Source organism: Burkholderia sp. SJZ089 (assembly GCF_007828315.1).
GTDB classification, from domain to species: Bacteria; Pseudomonadota; Gammaproteobacteria; order Burkholderiales; family Burkholderiaceae; genus Burkholderia; species Burkholderia gladioli.
In genome coordinates this window covers 1-18,971 of the sequence record NZ_VIUM01000019.1, presented here as the reverse complement: position 1 = coordinate 18,971, position 18,971 = coordinate 1, and the positions used below count along the sequence as shown (strand labels likewise).

Genomic DNA, 18,971 nt, shown 5'->3' with positions numbered 1-18,971 from the left:
ATGTGACGATGTCCGATTCCCTGTCCTATCCCGCCGGCCGCCACGCGTATCCGGCCTCGTTCGGCGCCTGCTGCCTCGATGCGCGGCGCACCCACTTCCGGCTGTGGGCGCCCGCCTGCCAGGCCGTCTCGGTCGAGCTCGACGACGGCCAGCGCCAGGCCAGCGTCGCCATGACCGCCCGCGAGGGCGGCTGGTTCGACACCACCGCGCCGTTCGGCCCCGGCACGCGCTACCGCTACCGGCTCGACGGCGGCGAGGCGGTGCCCGATCCCGCCTCGCGCTTCCAGCCCGAGGGCGTGCACGGCCCGAGCGAGGTGATCGACCCGGCCGCCTATCGCTGGCGGCACGACGACTGGCGCGGCCGGCCCTGGCACGAGACGGTGATCTACGAGCTGCACGTGGGCGCGCTGGGCGGCTATCGCGGGGTCGAGCGGCGGCTCGGCGAGCTGGCCGCGCTCGGCGTGACGGCGATCGAGCTGATGCCGCTGGCCAGCTTCCCCGGCGAGCGCAACTGGGGCTACGACGGCGTGCTGCCGTTCGCGCCGCCGGCCCCCTATGGGCGTCCCGAGGACCTCAAGGCCTTGATCGACGCCGCCCACGGCCTGGGCCTGCAGGTCTTCGTCGACGTGGTCTACAACCACTTCGGCCCCGACGGCAACTGGCTGGCCAGTTATGCGCCGAGCTTCTTCCGCGAGGGAACGCACACCGCCTGGGGCCCCGCGATCGATTTCGATCGCGACGAGGTGGGTCGCTTCTTCACCGACAACGCGCTCTACTGGCTGGAGGAATTCCGCGTCGACGGGCTGCGCATCGATGCCGCGCACGCGATCGACAACGACGGCTGGCTGGTCGCGCTGGCCGCGCGCGTGCGCGACTACGCCAACCACACGCGGCATATCCACCTGGTGCTGGAGAACGAGCGCAACAGCGCGCGCCTGCTCGGCGACGCCGGCTTCGACGCGCAATGGAACGACGACTTCCACAACAGCCTGCACGTGCTGCTGACCGGCGAGCGCGAGGGCTATTACCGCGCCTATGCCGACGCGCCGCTGCAGCGCCTCGCGCGCACCCTGGCCGAGGGCTTCGCCTACCAGGGCGAGCCCTCGCCGCTGCATGAAGGGCGGCCGCGCGGCGAACCGAGCGCGCATCTGCCGCCCACCGCCTTCGTGGCCTTCCTGCAGAACCACGACCAGGTCGGCAACCGCGCCTTCGGCGAGCGGCTGCGCATGCTGATCAACGACGACGCGCTGCGCGCGGCCACCGCGCTGCTGCTGCTCGCGCCGCAGGTGCCCTTGCTGTTCATGGGCGAGGAAACCGGCTCGACCCAGCCCTTCCAGTTCTTCACCGACTACCAGGGCGAGCTGGCCGACGCGGTGCGCGAGGGGCGCCGCCGCGAGTTCGCGGCATTTCCCGCCTTCGCCAGCGCCGAGCACCGCGAGGCGATCCCCGATCCGAACGATCCCGCCACCTTCGCGCGCGCCTCGCTGGCGGCCGTCGATGCCGACCACGAGAGCGACGACGCGCGCGCCTGGCGTGCCTTCTATCGCGGCGCGCTGGCGGTGCGCTCGGGCTTCATCGTGCCGCACCTGCCCGGCGCGCGCGCCGAGGGCGTGACGCTGCTGGGGCGCGCGGCCGGCGACGACGCGCCGCCCGCGAACCCCGGGCGCGACGCTCGCGATCCGGATCGCGCCGCGGGCGACGCGCCCCCGCCGCGCAACGACGATCCCGCGCTCGCCCCCGACGAATCGCGGCTGCCGCAGGTCGATCCCGAGCGGCAGGGCGAGCGCGAGGCCGCGGCCGAACTCGCCGCCGCGACCGCGCGCAAGGCCGCCCGCGACGACGGCGCCGCGCCGGCCGCCGCGCCGCGCGCGCTGGTCGCGCGCTGGCGGCTCGGCAACGGCGCGGGCCTGACCATCGCGCTGAACCTGGAGGACCGCGCGATCGCCCTGCCCGAGCTGCCGCCCGGCAAGATCGTGTTCGAGACGCCGCCGCGCGTGCGCGATTCGCTCGGCGAGGGCCGGCTCGACGCGCACGCCTGCCTGGCCTGGCTCGATGCGCCGGCCGACGCGCGGCGCGAGGGGCACGGCCGATGAGCGCCGCGCAAGCCTCCTCGATCGCGGCGCTGGCGCGCACGGCCGGCCTCGAGCCGGACTGGACCGATGCCGGCGGCACCGCGCGGCGCGTCGACGACGCGGCGCTGGCGGTGCTGCTCGATGCGCTCGGGCTGCCCTGCGCGACGCGTGCCGATCGCGAATGGAGCAGCGCCGCGCTGCACGCGCCGGCCGCCGCGCCGCCGCTCGTGACGGCCGACGTGGGCGCGCCGGTGCCCTGGCCCGGCGGGCACGACCGCGTCGGCGACAGCTACACGCTGACGCTGGAGAGCGGCGAATCCAGCCAGGGCAAGCTGCTTGCCGATGCTGGCGGCGCAGGCTCCGGCCCCGGCCTTCTGCTGCCGCCGATCGCGACGCCCGGCTACCACCAGGTCGAGACCGCCGCGACGAGCCTCACCGTCGCCGTCGCGCCGGCGCGCGGCTGGACCCTCGACGACGCCGCGCATGCGGCCGGCCGCGCGCGCCCGTTCGGCCTGGCGGCCCAGCTCTACGGCCTGCGCCGCGACGGCGACCTGGGCCTGGGCGACACCAGCGCGCTGGCCACCCTGGCTCGCTCGGCCGCGAGGCTGGGCGCCGACGCGCTGGCGCTGAGCCCGACCCACGCCGGCTTCCCGGCCCAGCCCGAGCGCGACAGCCCCTATTCGCCCTCCTCGCGGCGCTGGCACAACCTCGCCTATGTCGATCCCGACATGGTGCTGGGCGCCGAGGCGACGCGCGCCGTGCTGGCCGAAACCGGGCTCGCCGAGACCGCCGAGGCGCTGTCGCGCGCGCCGCTGGTCGACTGGCCGCGCGCGCTTCATCTCAAGCTGCGCGTGCTGCGTGCCCTGTTCGAGCGCTGGCGCGCGCATCCCTCGGCCGAACACGAGGCCTTCGCGCGCTTTTCGACCGAAGGCGGCGACGCGCTGCACGCGCAAGCCGTGTTCGACGCCCTGCAGGCGCAGGCCATCGCCGAGCGGCTCGGCCCCGACTGGCGCCGCTGGCCCGCAGAGTGGCAGAGCCCCGGCACCACCGAGGTACGCGCCTTCGCGGCCGCGCGCGCCGAGCACGTCGCCTTCTTCACCTTCACGCAATGGCTGGCCTCGCGCGGGCTGGACGGCGCGCGCCAGGCCGCGCGAGAGGCCGGCATGTCGATCGGCACGATCGCCGATCTCGCGGTCGGCGTGGCGCCCGACGGCGCCGATGCCTGGGCCGCGCCGCACACGCTGCTCTCGGGGCTGTCGATCGGCGCGCCGCCCGACCTGTTCAATCCCGAGGGCCAGGCCTGGGGCGTCGCCACCTGGACCCCGGCCGGCCTGCGCGCGAACGGCTACGCGCCCTTCATCGCGCTGCTGCGCGGCGCCTTCGCGCATGCCGGCGGCGTGCGCATCGATCACATCCTCGGCTTCCAGCGGTTGTGGATCGTGCGCGACGGCGGCTCGCCGCGCGAGGGCGCCTACCTGCGCTACCCGCTCGACGACCTGCTGCGGCTGGTCGCGCTCGAATCCTCGCGGCATCGCGCCATCGCGATCGGCGAGGATCTCGGCACCGTGCCCGAGGGCTTGCGCGAACGGCTGGCCGCGCGCGGCATCGCCGGCATGCGCGTGCTCGCCTTCGAGCGCGAACGCGACGGCGCGTTCCGGCCGCCCGAGGCCTGGGACCGCGACGCGGCGGCGATGTCCTCCACGCACGACCTGCCGACGCTGGCCGGCTGGTGGCGCGGCGTCGACCTGGCCTGGCGCCGGCATGTGCTGGCCGGGCAGGACCGGCGCGCCGACGAGGGCGGGCCGGCGCGCGAGGCCGGTGAGGCCGCAGCGGCAAGCGCCGCGTTCGCCGACGCGATGCAGCCCGATGATCCCGAGGCAACCTGGCCACCCATGGAGAACCGCATGATCGATAGGGCTTCGTCTCTCGCCCCCGCTTTGCAGGAACACGCGCCCTCGCCGACGCGGCCGGTGGCGCGCGATGCCGAAGTGCCGCGCGATGCAGTGGAGGCGGCCGGCGCTTCCGGAGCCTCCGCCGCACCGGCCACCTCCGCCGCGCCGCTGCCGCCCGATCTCGCCGCACGCGAAGCCGATCGCGCCCAGCTCTGGCAGGCGCTGCTGGCGGCCGGCGTGGTGCCGCCCAACGCGGCCTCCCAGGCACCGCCGACGGCCGACGCGCCGCCCGTGGCGGCGGCGCTGGCCTTCGTCGCGCGCAGCGCCTCGACGCTCGCCCTGCTGCCGCTCGAGGACCTGCTGGCCCTGCCCGCCCAGCCAAACCTGCCGGGGCCGCCGGTCGGCCATCCGAACTGGCGACGACGCATGCCGCGCGACACGGCGCGGCTGATCGACGATCCCGCCGCGGCCGCGCTGGCGGCCATCGCGCTCGCGCGCCGCACCGCGGGAGAGCCGCGATGAGCCCGCCGCGCGCCACCCTGCGCCTGCAACTACACGCCGGCTTCGGTTTCGACGATGCCGCCGCCTACGTGGACCAATACGCGAAGCTCGGCGTGAGCCATGTCTACCTGTCGCCGATCACCCAGGCCGAACCGGGCTCGACGCACGGCTACGACTGCGTCGACTACGGGCGCATCAGCGAGGAGCTGGGCGGCGAGCACGGTTTCGTGCGGATGGTCGGCGCGCTGCGCCGTCACGGGCTCGGCACCGTGGTCGATTTCGCGCCGAACCACATGGGCGTGGGCGGCACCTCGAACGGCTGGTGGAACGACGTGCTCGAATGGGGGCCGCGCAGCCGCTACGCGCGCCACTTCGACATCGACTGGCAGCCCGCCGACCCGACGCTGCACGGCCGTGTGCTGCTGCCCTGCCTGGGCCGCCCCTATGGCGAGGCGCTCGCGGCCGGCGAGATCGCGCTGCAGGCCGACCCGGCCAGCGGCCGGCTGTCGGTGGCCTGCCCCGGGCGCACGCTGCCGATCGGCCTGGGCGCCTATGCCGAGGTGCTGCGCGCCGCGCACGATCCCGGCCTCGACACGCTGGCCGCGCGCTTCGCGCCGCTGGCCGACGCGCCGCCGGGTGCGCCGCGCATCGCGCTGGCCTTCGAGGCACTGCGCGAGCATCTGCGCGCCCATGGCAGCGACGCGCTCGACGCCGCGCTGCGCCATTACGCCGGCGACCACGAAGCCGGCCGCGCGCGCCTGCACGCGCTGCTCGAACGGCAGGCCTGGCGGCTCGCCTGGTGGCGCACCGCCAGCGACGAGATCAACTGGCGCCGCTTCTTCGACATCGACACGCTGGCCGGCGTGCGCGTCGAGGACGATGCCGTGTTCGAGGACGTGCACGCGCTGCTGTTCCGCCTGGTCGACGCGGGGCTGATCGACGGCGTGCGCATCGACCATGTCGACGGCCTGGCCGATCCGCGCGGCTACTGCCGCAAGCTGCGCGCGCGCCTGGCCGCGCTGCGCGAGCCGGCGCCCTACCTGGTGGTGGAGAAGATCCTCGCGCGCGGCGAGACGCTGCCGGCCGACTGGCTGGCCGACGGCACCACCGGCTACGACTTCATGGACGAGGTGAGCGCGCTGCTGCACGATCCGGCCGGCGCCGAGCCGCTGGAACATCACTGGGCCGAACTGTCAGGCAGCACGGCCGATTTCGCCGACGAGGCGCTGGCCGGCAAGCGCGAGGCGGTGCCGCGCCAGCTGGCGGCCGAGGCCGAGCGCCTGGCCGACGCGCTGCACGCGATCGCGCGCGCCGACCCGCGCACGCGCGACCTGGCCCGTGCGCCGCTGCGGCGCGCGGCCATCGAGCTGGCCGCGCAACTGCCGGTCTACCGGCTCTATCCGCTGGACGGCGAGCGCGAGCAGGAGCGGCCCTTCATCGAGGCCGCCGCGCGCGCCACCGCCCGGGCCCTGCCGCGCACCGATCGCGCCGCGCTCGACCACGCGCTGGCCTGGCTGGGCTGGCCCGAGCTGGCCGGCGATACCGTCGTACCGGACGTCGATCCCGCGCTGTCGTTGCGCGCGCAACTGTCCTTCGCGCGGCTGAGCGCGCCGCTCGCGGCCAAGGGTGTGGAGGATACCGCCTGCTATCGCTATGGCCGCCTGCTGTCGCGCAACGAGGTGGGCGCCGATGCGCAACGGCTCGCGCTATCGCCGGAGGATTTCCACGCGCGCAATCTGGAGCGCGCGCGATGCATGCCGGCCACCATGCTGGCGACCGCCACCCACGACCACAAGCGCGGCGAGGACGTGCGCGCGCGGCTGGCCGTGCTCAGCGAGATGCCGGTGCCCTGGCGCGGCGCGCTGGAAGCCTGGCATGCGCGCAACGCGCCGCCGGCCGACGGCCCGAGCCGCGCCACCGAAGCCATGCTCTACCAGACGCTGGCCGGCTGCTGGCCCCCCACGCTCGGGCCCGACGACGCCGAGGGCCTGGCCGAACTCACCGAGCGCATCGTGCGCTGGCAGACCAAGGCGCTGCGCGAGGCCAAGCGCGAGACCGGCTGGCTCGCGCCCGACGCGCGCTACGAGCAGGCCTGCGAGGACTTCGTGCGCGAGATCCTGCGGCCGCGCGACATCGACGATTTCGCGCATGCGCTGCATGCCTTCGTGGCCCGCATCGCGCCGGCCGGCGTGGTCAATTCGCTGCTGCAGACCGCGCTGCGGATCGCCTCGCCCGGCGTGCCCGATCTCTACCAGGGCACCGACGCCTGGGATTTCAGCCTGGTCGATCCCGACAACCGCCGCGAGGTGGATTTCGCCGAGCGGCGCGCGATCCCCGTCGACGGCCCGGTGGCCGGCTATCTGCCGACCTGGGCCGACGGGCGCGTCAAGCGCGCGCTGGTCACGCGCATGCTGGGCTTGCGGGCACGTCATCCCGAGACATTCGCGAGCGGCGCCTACCTGCCGCTGGCGATCGAGGGACCGGCCAGCGCGCATGCGATCGCGCTGATGCGGCACGACGCGCAAGCCCGCATCGTGGTGGTCGGCAGCCGGCTCGCGCTCGGCCTGCTGGCCCCGGACGATGCCGGGCCGCGCATCGAGGCGCGTCATTGGGGCGACACCAGCGTGGTGCTGCCTCTCGACATGCCGGCCGGGTCGGCGGCCTGGCGCGACGAGCTGGGCGATCGCGATTTCCAGGCCACGAAGCGGGATGGCGGCGGCACCCGGCTGCGGCTGGCCGATCTGCTGGCCGACCTGCCCGTCGCGGTGCTGGTCGACAGCAGTTCGTGAGCGCCGTGCCGGCCTCGCGCGCCACGCACATCCTCTGTCCCGGAAAAGCAGCACAGACGGCCTCGCGTTGACATCGATTTCTGGCGGCTCGTTAATGAGGTTTTATGATCGAGCCGCCGGATCGATGCGCCACGTCCACTCACGCGTTGCCCCGCCACCGCCTCGACGGCCGAACGCCGTTCCCCATGATCCTCGCGAGCGAGGCGCCGACGCAGCGCCGCGCCGACTTGTCGACCCCGTCGTCGACGCCGTCCGCAGCATTCCCGTTGCGGCGCCGTACCCGATGCGCGGCGCCTTCCCTATCGTCATACGGAGCCAGTCATGATTTCGAGCCGTGAAGAAGTGACCAGGATGATTCTGTCCAGCAAGGTGCGCAAGGGCATCAAGTGGACCCAGGCCGCCGAGGCCACCGGGCTGTCCAAGGAGTTCACCACCGCCGGCTGCCTCGGCCAGATGACCTTCGACAAGCCGCAGGCCGAGGCGATCGGCAAGCTGTTCGAGCTGCCCGACGAGGCGGTGGCCTGGCTGCAGATCGTCCCCTACAAGGGCTCGCTGCCGAGCGCCGTGCCCACCGATCCGCTGATCTATCGCTGGTACGAGATCGTCAACGTCTACGGCAGCACCATCAAGGAGCTGATCCACGAGGAATTCGGCGACGGCATCATGAGCGCGATCGATTTCTCGATGGACATCCAGCGCGAGCCCGATCCGAAGGGCGACCGCGTGCATGTGGTGTTGTCGGGCAAGTTCCTGCCGTACAAGCAGTATTGAGTCACGGCCCCGGCCAGGAAGCCGCGCCGGCGTGGACATCGATGTTCAGTCGTCGATCGACGACTGGAAATCGGCCGCGTAATCCTGGCCGCCGTGGTAAATCCCGAGGACCGCAACCTGTTCCTCGGTGATTCGATAGGCAATCACCGTGCTGCCGCGGTAATGCGTCAGGCGCAAACCGACGAGCAGGTCTTCGCGCGGCACGCCGCGCTGGGGAAAACGATCGAGCTGCTCACAGAACGTGACGATGGCGTCGACATATCTCTGCGCCGTGACGGGCGCGCCACGCGCGGCGATGCGTGCCTCGAGTTCCGATAGTTGATCGACGGCTTCGGGGGAAAATACGACCCGATATGGAGCAGGCGTCACGAGCGAGCCGCTCGTCGGCGCGCCAGGGTGGCACGGGCGTCCGACGGCTCGACCGCGCGATCGGGATCCGCCTCGAGCGCGATGGCGGCCGGCACCACGCTTTCGCGCAACCACGCCTCGACCGCGCGATCCCGCGCGGCAAGGGTGCGCAGCGCATCGCGAATCACCTCGGAGTCGGAGGCATATTCGCCGCTGGCGACCTTGGCCCGGACCAATTCCGCCATCTCGTGGGGCAAGGTAATGCTCAATTGTTGGGTGGAGCGCATGATCGTTCCATTGACGTCGATAGGATTGAATCCTACTCCTCGCCTGCCGACCTGTCACACGACGCTCTGACATCAGCACGCGTTTTGTGTGAACCCGCTCTTGCGACCTCTCACCGGTCACGCATGAAGCGCCCCACTCATTTCAAATACCCTTCAATATCTTTCAAATACCCGCCTTCACCCCGCGATTCCCGGCGAAAAGACCCCTTCCCCCACGTTGCCGGCTTGACACCGCCACCGCCCGCGCCGAATAATGCGCCGTTCGTTAATCGAAACGACGTTCGTTTGACGAACTTTTTGTAACAAGAACAGGCTGGCCGTCTTCCTTGTCCGCGCAGGTCGAGCGTGCGACGCGGAAGGCGCGATAGAGAACCCGCTGCGCCGTGGCAACACCACGAGCACCTGGAGGAGCACCGCATCCCGACCCGTCGCGCGGCCCGCGAGCTTTCGAGCGCGCGCCGCCCCGGGCCCACCCGCATGCCGATCCGCCGCCCGGCGCCGCAGCAGCCCCCGCTGCGCAACAGACTGACAGCATGCAAAGAGACAACCTCGCGCCCGCAACCGCGCGCGCCACCGAATCGCGCGGCGTGGTCGCCGCCCTCGTCTACGTGTTCGAACGGGTCATGCCCGACCCGTTCGTGCTCTCGATCTGCCTGACCGCCTTCGTCGCGCTGCTCGCCTTCGCGATCGCGCCGCAGGGCAACCTCCCGACCGTGCTCGATTCCTGGTACACGGGCACCTTCGGCATCCTCGGCTTCGCGCTGCAGATGATCCTGATCCTCGCCACCGGCTACGCGATCGCCGAGGCGCCGATCGTGCAGCGCGGCCTGCGCGCGATGGCGTCGCGCGCCCAGACGCCGGCGCGCGCGGCCCTGCTGGTGTTCCCGGTGGTGGCGGTGGCGGCCTGGCTGAACTGGGGCCTCGGCCTGATCGTCGGCGCCCTGCTCTCGCGCGAGATCGCGCGGCGCGTGCGCGTCGATTTCGCCTGGCTGGTGGCCGGCAGCTATTCGGCCTGGTCGATCTGCAACAGCGGGCTGTCGAGCTCGATCGCGCTCTCGCAGGCCTCGCACGGCAATGCGCTGAACCTGGTGGAGAAGGCCACCGGCCAGGTGGTGCCGCTCGGCGCCACGGTATTCGCCCCCTTCGTGTTCATCCCCACCGTGCTGGTGGTGGTGGTGATGACGGCGATCTTCATTCGCATGCATCCGCGCGAAGCGGACGTGGTGGCCTTCGACGACGCGGCCGACCAGCAGCGCCAGGCGCCCGGCGACGATCCGCATGCGCGCGTGGGCGGCACGCCCTCGTTCGCCACGCGCCTCGAACAATCGGTGCTCGGCACCCTGCTGCTGCTCGCCTTCGGGATCGGCTTCCTGGTGATGGAATGGCGCTCGGGGCATTTCGACCTCGACATCAACACCACCATCCTGATCTTCCTGCTGATCGGCCTGGCCCTGCAGCGCACCCCGATCGCCTACGCCAACGCGATCCGCGGCGCGGCGCGCCAGACCGGCTCGATGCTGCTGCAGTACCCCGTGTACGGCGGGATCATGGGCATGATGAAGGGCACCGGGCTGGCCTCGATGATCGCCAAGGCCTTCGTGACGATCGCCACGCCGCTCTCGCTACCGCTGTGGAGCTATCTCAGCTCGCTGATCATCACCCTGCTGGTGCCGAGCGCCGGCGGTCACTGGGCCGTGCAGGGCCCCTTCGTGCTGCCCGCCGCGCTGAGCCTGCACGCCTCGGTGCCGCGCACCGCCATGGGCGTGGCGATGGCCGAGAACGTCTCGAACATGCTGCAGCCGTTCTGGGCCGTGCCGATCGTGGCGATCGCCGGGATCCGCATCCAGCGTGTGATGGGATACACGGCGGTGACCTTCGCGGTGTCGCTGGTGATCTATGCGCTGGCGCTGTGGCTGGTGCCTTGAGCGCTGCCTGAAACCGCCGCATCGAACGCAACGGCCATGGCGGCACGACGGCCACTGCGTTCGACCGGCGCGCCCGCTACATCTCCTCTCCGCCACCCGCCTCCGAAGGCGCCGCGAAGTAGCGCAGGATGCGCGCCTTCTCGTCCGAGGACACCACGCCGGGCGTCGACGCCGCGCGCGCATCGGCGTGCGCCGCGACCGGCCCCGACGCGGCCACCGCCGCGATCGCGCCAGCCTCGCCGCCGGCGCGCTGCGCCATCAGCGGAATCGCGCCCTGCGCATCGAGCGCCGCCACGAAACCCTGGCCCGGCAGGAAGGCCTTGTCGTAAGGCTCGCCGTCGATCAGCGCGATGTCCTCGGGCGGCGCCTCGATCGATTCCGGCACGCCCGCCAGCGCGTGCCCCATGAACTCGATCCAGACCGGCAGCGCATTGCGCGCGCCGTACTCGCGCGGCCCCATCGAGGCCGGCGTATCGAAGCCCATCCACACCACGGTCGCCAGTTGCCGCTGGTAGCCGGCGAACCAGCCGTCGCGATAGTTGTTGGTGGTGCCGGTCTTGCCGGCCAGGTCGCCGCGCTTGAGCGCCTTGGTGGCCGCGCCCGTGCCGTGCATCGCCGCGCGCCGCAGCATGTCGGTCATCAAATAGCTGTTGGCGGCGCTGATCACGCGCGGCGCGTCGGCACCGGCACGCGCCGGCGCCGCCTCGAACAGCACCTGCCGCGCGCCGTCCTGGATTTTCGCGATCAGGTAGGGCTGCACGCGGAAGCCGCCGTTCGCGAAGCTCGCGTAGCCGGTCGCCATCTGCAGCGGCGTGAGCGCGCCCGCGCCCAGCGCCATCGGCAGGTTCGGCACGATCAGGTCGGAGCGCAGCCCGAAGGCACGCACGATGTAGTCCTTGGCATAGGCCGGCTCGATCGCGCGCAGCACGCGCACCGCGACCAGGTTCTTCGAGCGCGCCAGGCCCTCGCGCAACGCGATCGGCCCGAGCAGCGCGCCGCTCTCGCGCGGCCGCCAGACCGGGCCGCCCGGGTAGCTGGCGGGGATCTCCAGCGGCAGGTCGTCGATCACGCTGGCGGGCGCGAAGCCCTTGGCCAGCGCCGCCGAATAGATGAAGGGCTTGAAGCTCGAGCCGGGCTGCCGCCAGGCCTGGGTGACGTGGTTGAGCTGGCCAGGCGTGTAGCCGTTGCCGCCGACCAGCGCGCGGATCGCGCCGTCGTCGGGCGAGATCGCGACCAGCGCCGCCTGCACCGCCGGCAACTGGCGCAGCATCCAGCGGCCATCGCCATCACCATCGCGCGCGATGCGCACGATCGCGCCGGGCTTCAGCGACGAAGGCAAAACCACGCGCCGCCCGGCGCCGGACGACAGCACCGCCAGCGCGCGCCCCGACAGCACCACGCGCTCGCCGTCGGCGCGCATCAGGTCGAGACGGCCGGCGCCGGCGCCGATCACCACCGCGCTGGCCATGCCGCCGACTTCGGGTCGCTGCTTCAGCGCCTGCGCCGCCGCTTCGGACAACTGCCCATCGACCAGCACCGGCGCGGCCACGCTGGCCTCCGGCCCGGCGTAGCCATGGCGCTGCTGATACGCCTCGGCGCCGTGCCGAACCGCCTCGAAGGCGGCGCGCTGCTCGCCCAGCGCCACCGTGGTGGTGACCCGGAAGCCCGATTCGTAGGCCGCCTCGCCGTAACGCTCGACCATCATCTGCCGCACCAGCTCGCTGACCGAGCCGGCCGGCACCGAATCGCGGCGCGGCTCGGGCCGTTGGTACGGCGGCTCGTCGAGCGCGGCGCGATACTCGGCCGGGCTCAGGTAGCCCACCTCGCGCATGCGCGCCAGCACGTAACGCTGGCGTGCCTGCGCCCGCTCGGGATCGCTGATCGGGTTGTAGGCCGAAGGCGCCTTCGGCAGGCCCGCGAGCATGGCCGTCTGCGCGATCGTCAGTTCGCCCAGGTCGCGCCCGTAATAGGTACGCGCCGCCGCCCCGAAGCCGTAGGAACGCTCGCCCAGGTAGATCTGGTTCATGTAGAGCTGCAGGATGCGATCCTTGGGCAGGCTGCGTTCGAGCTTGATGGCGAGCAGCACCTCGTAGAGCTTGCGCGCGAAGGTCTTGTGGCGCGACAGGAAGAAGTTGCGCGCCAGCTGCATGGTGATGGTGCTGCCGCCTTGCGCCTTGCCGCCGCGCAGCGCGTCGACGAACACCGCGCGCAGCAGGCCGCCCGCGTCGACGCCGGGATGCGCGTAGAAACTCGCATCCTCGGCCGCCAGAAGGGCCTGCCTGGCGCGCAGCGGGATCGCCCCCGCCTCCAGCGGAATGCGGCGCTCGATGCCGTATTCGGCCAGCAGTTCGCCATCCGAGGAGAAGATACGCAGCGGCTCGGCGGGCTGGTAGTCTCCGAGCGCGGAAACCGGCGGCAGCGACGGGTAGACCACCCATGCGAGGTAGGCCAGCGTCGAGGCGCCGGCCACCACGCCGGCGCAGACCAGGCCGACCAGCGCCGTGCGCAGGCGGCGCCAGCCGCCGCGTCGGCGCGGCGCGCGATCGCCGCCGGGTTGCCCGGGCGGTTCGGAGGAAGGGGCTGTCGAGGGATCGGGCTTGCGAAGGAACATGGGATGGGCGCGGCTGGCGATCGGGCGCGGCGGGCTGGGCCGCGCGCCGGATCGTGATGAGGAATCCGTAGCGATCGGGGATCGGCAACGGCCGGAAGCGGGATCGACGCGACGAGGTCGATGCGAAGGGCGGCGGGTGCATGACGCCCCGCGCCGGAACACGCGCGGCGCGTCGGCCGTGCCGCGCGCGCCGGGCGCCGGCGCGCCGCGTGAAGTCGCGTCGACGCGCCAGGGCGGATTCTGGCGGCGCGTCGCGCGGGGCTCAAGCGAGGATTTCTTCTCGCCGCATTAGCCCGGTTAATGAAGCCGGCCCTGGAGCAGGCCGGCCGGGGCTCAGGCCTGGCCGCGCGCCTCCTCGAAGATGCCGCGGTAGGCATACAGCGCCGGCGCGCCGCCCGTCATCAGGAACAGCAGCTTGTCGCCGCGCCGGAAGCGTCCCGCCCCGATGTCGGCCAGCAGCCCGGCGAAGGCCTTGCCGCTGTACACGGGATCGAGCAGCAGCCCCTGGCTGCGCGCCATCAGGCGCACGGCCGCCAGCATGCCCTCGGTGGGAATGCCGTACCCCTCGCCGCGATGCGCGCCCTCCACGCCGATCGTGCCGGCCGGCGGCGGGGCGATGCCGAGCAGCGCGCAGGCTTCGTCGACCAGCTTCACGGTCATCGCGGCGGCCTCGTCGGCCGGCGCCAGCACGCCGTAGGCGCGCACCAGGCCAGGGTCGCGGCCCAGCGCGTGGAAGCCGGCCACCAGCCCCGCATGCGTGCCGGCGCTGCCGTTCGGGCAGGCCACGCAGGCGAACTCGATGCCGAGCTCGCGCGCCTGCGCGTCGATCTCGGCGGCGCAGGCGGCATAACCGAGCGCGCCCAGGCCGGTGGAGCCGCCCGAGGGAATCACCAGCACCTTGCGGCCGGCGCGGCGCAACTCCTCGGCGCGCGCCTGGGCCAGATCGAGCGCCGACGTGCCCGCCGGCGCGATATGGACGGTCGCGCCGAACAGCTCGTCGAGCAGCACGTTGCCGTTGCGCTCGTAGTCGACGCCCTCGCGCGGCACCATGCGCGCCAGCACCAGTTCGCAACGCAGACCGGCCAGCGCCGCGGCCGCCGCGGTCTGCCGCGCGTGATTCGACTGGATCCCGCCGACCGTGATCAGCGTGTCGACGCCCTCGGCCAGCGCCTGCCCCAGGTGCAGTTCGAGCTTGCGCAGCTTGTTGCCGCCGCCGCCGAGCGCGACGTGGTCGTCGCGCTTCGCATAAAGCTGCACGCCGTTCAGGCGCTCGCCGAGTTCGGCTTCCAGCCGCGCGAGCCGCTGGATCGGCGTGACGGCGTCGAGCAGCGCGAAGCGCGGGAAGCGGCTGCCCTTGATTTCGATGGTGTCCATGACCATTCCTCCTTGGCCGGGCATTCTGCGCGCGCGGGGCCAGCCCGACAAACGAGCATTTCTACCCAAAACATTAGACACACTAATGCGAACGAGGCACGGCGATATCCGCCGAGACGGCTCGTGCAAGCCCGGGCAGGCGCCGGCGGAAGGCCGCCGCGCCCCGCTCAGGCATTAACCCTCGTCGTGCGTATCCTCTTCCTCGCGGCTCAGCGTCAGCCCCGCCGCCGGCAGCGGCAAGGCGGTGCGGTAGCGCACCTGCTTGAGCGCGAAGCTCGAGCGGATGTTCGACACACCCGGGATGGTGGTCAGCTGGTCCATGATGAAGCGCTCCAGCCCGTGCATGCTCGGCACCAGCACGCGCAACAGGTAATCGGCGTCGCCCGACATCAGGTAGCACTCCATCACCTCGGGCCGCTTGTCGATGGCCGCCTCGAAGCGGCGCAGCGCGTCCTCCTGCTGCTTCTCCAGGCTGACCTGGATGAACACGTTGATCTTCAGGCCCAGCGGACCGGGATCGAGCAGGGTCACCTGCTGCTTGATCAGCCCGAGCTTCTCCAGCGCCTTGACGCGGTTGAAGCAGGGCGTGGGCGACAGGTTCACCGCGCGCGCCAGTTCGGCGTTGGTGATGCGCGCGTTCTGCTGCAGTTGGTTGAGGATCGCGATGTCGGTGCGGTCGAGCCGGGTCGAGTCACTGGGCATGAATGTAACAATTCCGGAAAAGGCGGGATCGGCGGAATATTTATACTGATTCCTGGCCGAAACGCAATGCAATTCAGACACACATTCCGCAACGGGCTCAGTACGCTAGTCGAATCGCCGCTGCTTCCGAACCCGCGGCCCCACCTGCCTTCTCCTGCCCGGAGCCGCATCATGACCGACCTGTCGAACGGCGTGCCGTCGATCCTCGCCCTGCCCCTCGACCCGATCGACGAGGACCCCGGCGAAACCGGGGAATGGCTGGCCGCGCTCGACGGCGTGGTCGAGCACGCCGGCCCGGAGCGCGCGCGCTACCTGCTCGACCAGCTCGCCCTGCACGCCTCGTCGCAAGGGCTGGCCACCGGGCGCGTGCGCGCCACGCCCTATGCCAACAGCATCGCGCTCGACGCCCAGCCGCCCTACCCGGGCGACCTGGAGATCGAGGCCAGGCTGGCCGCCGCGCTGCGCTGGAACGCGCTGGCCATGGTGGTGCGCGCCAACCGCGCCTATGGCGAGCTGGGCGGCCATATCGCCAGCTACGCCTCGGCCGCCGACCTGTTCGAGGTCGGCTTCAACCACTTCTTCCGCGCCGCCGACGGCGAGCGCGACGCCGACCTGGTCTACTTCCAGCCGCATTCGGCGCCGGGCGTGTATGCACGCGCCTACCTGGAGGGCTTTCTGGAGGAGGCGCATCTCGACCACTACCGCCGCGAGATCGCCGGGCCCGGGCTCTGTTCCTATCCGCATCCGTGGTTGATGCCGGACTTCTGGCAGTTCCCCACCGGCTCGATGGGGATCGGGCCGATCAACTCGATCTACCAGGCGCGCTTCATGCGCTACCTCGAGCATCGCAAGCTGCTCGGCACGGCGGGACGCACCGTGTGGGGCTTCTTCGGCGACGGCGAGATGGACGAGCCCGAATCGATCGGCGCGCTGTCGCTGGCCGCGCGCGAGCAGCTCGACAACCTGGTGTTCGTGATCAACTGCAACCTGCAGCGCCTGGACGGCCCGGTGCGCGGCAACGGCCGCGTGGTGGACGAGCTGGAGACGCTGTTCGCCGGCGCCGGCTGGAACGTGATCAAGGTGCTGTGGGGCTCGGACTGGGACGCGCTGTTCGCGCGCGATCGCGACGGCGCCCTGCTGCGCGCCTTCGCCAACACCGTGGACGGCCAGTTCCAGACCTTCTCGGCCAACGACGGTGCCTACAACCGCGAGCACTTCTTCCAGCAGAACCCGCAATTGGCCGCGCTGGCGGCCCACCTCAGCAACGACGACATCGACCGCCTGCGCCGCGGCGGCCACGACGTGCGCAAGCTGCACGCGGCCTATGCCAGGGCGCTCGCGCATCGCGGCCAACCCACCGTGATCCTGGCCAAGACCATGAAGGGTTTCGGCATGGGTGCGATCGGCCAGGGCCGCATGACCACGCACCAGCAGAAGAAGCTCGACCTGGACGACCTGAAGGCCTTCCGCGACCGCTTCGCGCTGCCGCTCAGCGATGCCGAGGTGGCCGAGGTGAAGTTCTACCGCCCGGCCGCCGACAGCCCCGAGATGCGCTACCTGCACGCGCGCCGCCAGGCGCTCGGCGGCTACCTGCCGCGTCGCCGCCGCGCCGCGAGCCGGCCGCTGGCGGTGCCGCCGATGGCCGGCTGGGGGCAGTTCGCGCTGGAGGCCGGGGGCAAGGAGATGTCCACCACCATGGCGATCGTGCGCATGCTGGGCGGCCTGCTCAAGGCGCCGGAGATCGGCGAGCGGATCGTGCCGGTGGTGGCCGACGAGGCACGCACCTTCGGCATGGCCAACCTGTTCCGCCAGGTCGGCATCTATTCGCCGCTGGGGCAACGCTACGAGCCCGAGGACCTCGGCTCGATGCTCTACTACCGCGAATCGACCAGCGGGCAGATCCTCGAGGAAGGCATCTCCGAGGCCGGCGCGATCTCCTCGTGGATCGCCGCCGCCACCTCGTACAGCGTGCACGACCTGCCGATGCTGCCGTTCTACATCTACTACTCGATGTTCGGCTTCCAGCGCGTCGGCGACCTGATCTGGGCCGCCGCCGACCAGCGCGCCCGCGGCTTCCTGATCGGCGCCACCTCGGGCAAGACCACGCTCGGCGGCGAGGGCCTGCAGCACCAGGACGGCACCAGCCACCTGGCCGCCTCGGCGATCCCGAACTGCCGTGCCTGGGACCCGGCCTTCGCCTACGAGGTGGCGGTGATCGTCGAGCACGGCATGCGCGAGATGGGCGAGCAGCAGCGCGACGTGTTCCATTACCTGACCGTGACCAACGAAAACTACGCCCAGCCCTCGATGCCGGCCGGCGAGGCGGTGCGCGAGGCAATCCTGCGCGGCATCTATTCGCTGCATCCGCAACGGCATGGCTCGGCACGGGTGCAGTTGCTGGGTGCCGGCGCGATCATGACCGAGGTGCTGGCCGCGGCCGCGATGCTGCAGGACGACTGGGGGATCGAGGCGCAGGTGTGGAGCGTGACCAGCTTCACCGAGCTGCATCGCGACGCGATCGCGATCGAGCGCGCGCGGCGGCTTGGGGCGGATACGGATGCGCATGGAGATGCCCTGGCGGAACCGGTGGTGCGCCGCGCGCTGCAAGGCGCGCAAGGGCCGGTGATCGCCGCGACCGACTACGCCCGCGCCCTGCCCGAGCTGATCCGCGCCTGGGTGCCGGCGCCGTATGTGACGCTCGGCACCGACGGCTTCGGGCGCAGCGACACGCGCCAGGCGCTGCGCGAGTTCTTCGAGGTGGATCGCGCCTCGATCGTGCTGGCGGCGCTGCATGCGCTGGCCGAACAGGGCGAAGTCGAGCGCGAGACGGTGCGCGCGGCGCGCTCGCGTTACGGCAAGCAGGCGGGGCGCGCGGCTTCGTGGCAGGTGTAGTAGACAGAAGAGGACTGATTGCGGCAAGAGCCACGAACAGAAAAAGGGACGTCTTCAGTACAGACGTCCCTTTTTATTGACTCATTGCGCCAGGCAGCCATGAAATCCATCACGGGTCAGACGTTCAGCCAGAGAAGTGGCCTCGCCCGTTCGGACAGTTTTCTTGGATTTTCAAGTGGAACGTCCGAGGCAATCATGCTGCCGATTTGATCGCAGGCAGCGTCGCGAAGTATGCCTCATCCGGTGTCTGATCCGCTAGGCTCGAATGAGGCCGTTTCCGGTTGCACAGATCGATGTATTCGTCGAGGGAGCGCCGCGCATGGCTGACCGACTCGTACGCCTTCAGGTAGGCCTCTTCATACTGGATGCTGCGCCACACCCGCTCGACGAACCCGTTGTCACGCCAAGCCCCTTTGCCGTCCATCGACAAGCGAACCTGTCGGCCCAGCACGGCATCTGTGAACGCACCCGCCGTGAACTGACTGCCCTGATCAGGGTTCACGATGTCCGGCAACCCGTAGCGGGCAAACGCTTCTTCCAGCGCCTCAACAGCGTGCGCGGCCTCCAGTGTGATGGCAACCCGGTGCGCGAGAATCTTGCGGCTCGCCCAGTCCACCACTGCCGTCAGGTACACGAAGCCGCGAGCCATCGGCATGTACGTCGTGTCGAGGGCGAACACCTGGTTGGCACGATCGATCTTCACGCCGCGAAACAGATACGGCCAGATCTTGTGTTGCGCGTTGCGGCGGCTCGTGTTCGGCTTGCAGTACAGCGCTTCCACGCCCATGCGCTTCATCAGCGTGCGCA

Annotated in this window: 12 protein-coding genes; 6 read left to right on the top strand and 6 right to left on the bottom strand. The window is 71.4% G+C overall.

Annotated features, from left to right (window positions below; genetic code table 11):
* The first annotated feature begins 8 nt into the window (after nt 1-8).
* The 4 genes from treZ (at nt 9) to cynS (ending at nt 8,025) form a co-directional block, all read left to right on the top strand.
* On the top strand, nt 9-2,093 hold the full coding sequence (gene treZ, locus FB600_RS28960) for a malto-oligosyltrehalose trehalohydrolase (RefSeq protein ID WP_145758147.1): 2,085 nt from the start codon (nt 9-11) through the stop codon (nt 2,091-2,093).
* Nucleotides 2,090-4,486, top strand: coding sequence for a 4-alpha-glucanotransferase (gene malQ / locus FB600_RS28955; RefSeq protein WP_145758146.1), 2,397 nt, complete (start codon nt 2,090-2,092; stop codon nt 4,484-4,486). The genes treZ and malQ overlap by 4 nt, the downstream gene beginning before the upstream one ends.
* Entirely contained in the window at nt 4,483-7,254 is a 2,772-nt protein-coding gene (treY, locus tag FB600_RS28950) for a malto-oligosyltrehalose synthase (RefSeq protein WP_145758145.1), read from the top strand. Before malQ ends, treY begins: the two co-directional genes overlap by 4 nt.
* A 321-nt stretch (nt 7,255-7,575) precedes the next feature.
* Entirely contained in the window at nt 7,576-8,025 is a 450-nt protein-coding gene (gene cynS / locus FB600_RS28945; RefSeq protein WP_013689718.1) for a cyanase, read from the top strand.
* 45 nt (nt 8,026-8,070) lie between these two features.
* On the opposite strand, the gene FB600_RS28940 is transcribed toward cynS, so the two are convergent.
* A complete protein-coding gene (locus tag FB600_RS28940) occupies nt 8,071-8,394 on the bottom strand; it encodes a type II toxin-antitoxin system RelE/ParE family toxin (protein ID WP_096752738.1) in 324 nt (107 codons plus the stop codon).
* A complete protein-coding gene (locus FB600_RS28935) occupies nt 8,391-8,660 on the bottom strand; it encodes a type II toxin-antitoxin system ParD family antitoxin (protein ID WP_105821376.1) in 270 nt (89 codons plus the stop codon). Before FB600_RS28935 ends, FB600_RS28940 begins: the two co-directional genes overlap by 4 nt.
* A 533-nt stretch (nt 8,661-9,193) precedes the next feature.
* On the opposite strand from FB600_RS28935, the gene FB600_RS28930 reads away from it, so the two are divergent.
* Nucleotides 9,194-10,585, top strand: coding sequence for a short-chain fatty acid transporter (locus FB600_RS28930; protein WP_046582738.1), 1,392 nt, complete (start codon nt 9,194-9,196; stop codon nt 10,583-10,585).
* 76 nt (nt 10,586-10,661) lie between these two features.
* On the opposite strand, the gene FB600_RS28925 is transcribed toward FB600_RS28930, so the two are convergent.
* The 3 genes from FB600_RS28925 to FB600_RS28915 all read right to left on the bottom strand — a co-directional run bounded on the left by FB600_RS28925 (nt 10,662) and on the right by FB600_RS28915 (nt 15,272).
* Nucleotides 10,662-13,196: a penicillin-binding protein 1A gene (locus FB600_RS28925; RefSeq protein WP_145758144.1), complete on the bottom strand. Its 2,535-nt coding sequence runs from the start codon at nt 13,194-13,196 to the stop codon at nt 10,662-10,664.
* Between the two features lie 333 nt (nt 13,197-13,529).
* On the bottom strand, nt 13,530-14,570 hold the full coding sequence (locus FB600_RS28920) for a D-cysteine desulfhydrase family protein (protein ID WP_186068891.1): 1,041 nt from the start codon (nt 14,568-14,570) through the stop codon (nt 13,530-13,532).
* Between the two features lie 174 nt (nt 14,571-14,744).
* Nucleotides 14,745-15,272 carry an Lrp/AsnC family transcriptional regulator gene (locus FB600_RS28915; RefSeq protein WP_096752733.1) on the bottom strand — a complete coding sequence of 176 codons (528 nt, stop codon included), beginning with the start codon at nt 15,270-15,272 and terminating at the stop codon, nt 14,745-14,747.
* Between the two features lie 171 nt (nt 15,273-15,443).
* Between FB600_RS28915 and mdeB the strand changes: the two genes are divergently transcribed.
* On the top strand, nt 15,444-18,164 hold the full coding sequence (gene mdeB / locus FB600_RS28910) for an alpha-ketoglutarate dehydrogenase (RefSeq protein WP_145758143.1): 2,721 nt from the start codon (nt 15,444-15,446) through the stop codon (nt 18,162-18,164).
* Between the two features lie 193 nt (nt 18,165-18,357).
* On the opposite strand, the gene FB600_RS28905 is transcribed toward mdeB, so the two are convergent.
* A partial coding sequence (locus FB600_RS28905) for an IS3 family transposase (protein ID WP_145758142.1) occupies nt 18,358-18,971 on the bottom strand: 614 nt, incomplete at its 5' end.

Excerpts from the sequence above, each read along its gene's own strand:
- FB600_RS28935 (WP_105821376.1), bottom strand. The coding sequence starts at position 8,660 with ATGCGCTCCACCCAACAATTGAGCATTACCTTGCCCCACGAGATGGCG.
- malQ (WP_145758146.1), top strand. The coding sequence starts at position 2,090 with ATGAGCGCCGCGCAAGCCTCCTCGATCGCGGCGCTGGCGCGCACGGCC.
- treZ (WP_145758147.1), top strand. The coding sequence starts at position 9 with ATGTCCGATTCCCTGTCCTATCCCGCCGGCCGCCACGCGTATCCGGCC.
- cynS (WP_013689718.1), top strand. The coding sequence starts at position 7,576 with ATGATTTCGAGCCGTGAAGAAGTGACCAGGATGATTCTGTCCAGCAAG.
- FB600_RS28915 (WP_096752733.1), bottom strand. The coding sequence starts at position 15,272 with ATGCCCAGTGACTCGACCCGGCTCGACCGCACCGACATCGCGATCCTC.
- mdeB (WP_145758143.1), top strand. The coding sequence starts at position 15,444 with ATGACCGACCTGTCGAACGGCGTGCCGTCGATCCTCGCCCTGCCCCTC.
- FB600_RS28920 (WP_186068891.1), bottom strand. The coding sequence starts at position 14,570 with ATGGACACCATCGAAATCAAGGGCAGCCGCTTCCCGCGCTTCGCGCTG.
- FB600_RS28925 (WP_145758144.1), bottom strand. The coding sequence starts at position 13,196 with ATGTTCCTTCGCAAGCCCGATCCCTCGACAGCCCCTTCCTCCGAACCG.
- treY (WP_145758145.1), top strand. The coding sequence starts at position 4,483 with ATGAGCCCGCCGCGCGCCACCCTGCGCCTGCAACTACACGCCGGCTTC.
- FB600_RS28930 (WP_046582738.1), top strand. The coding sequence starts at position 9,194 with ATGCAAAGAGACAACCTCGCGCCCGCAACCGCGCGCGCCACCGAATCG.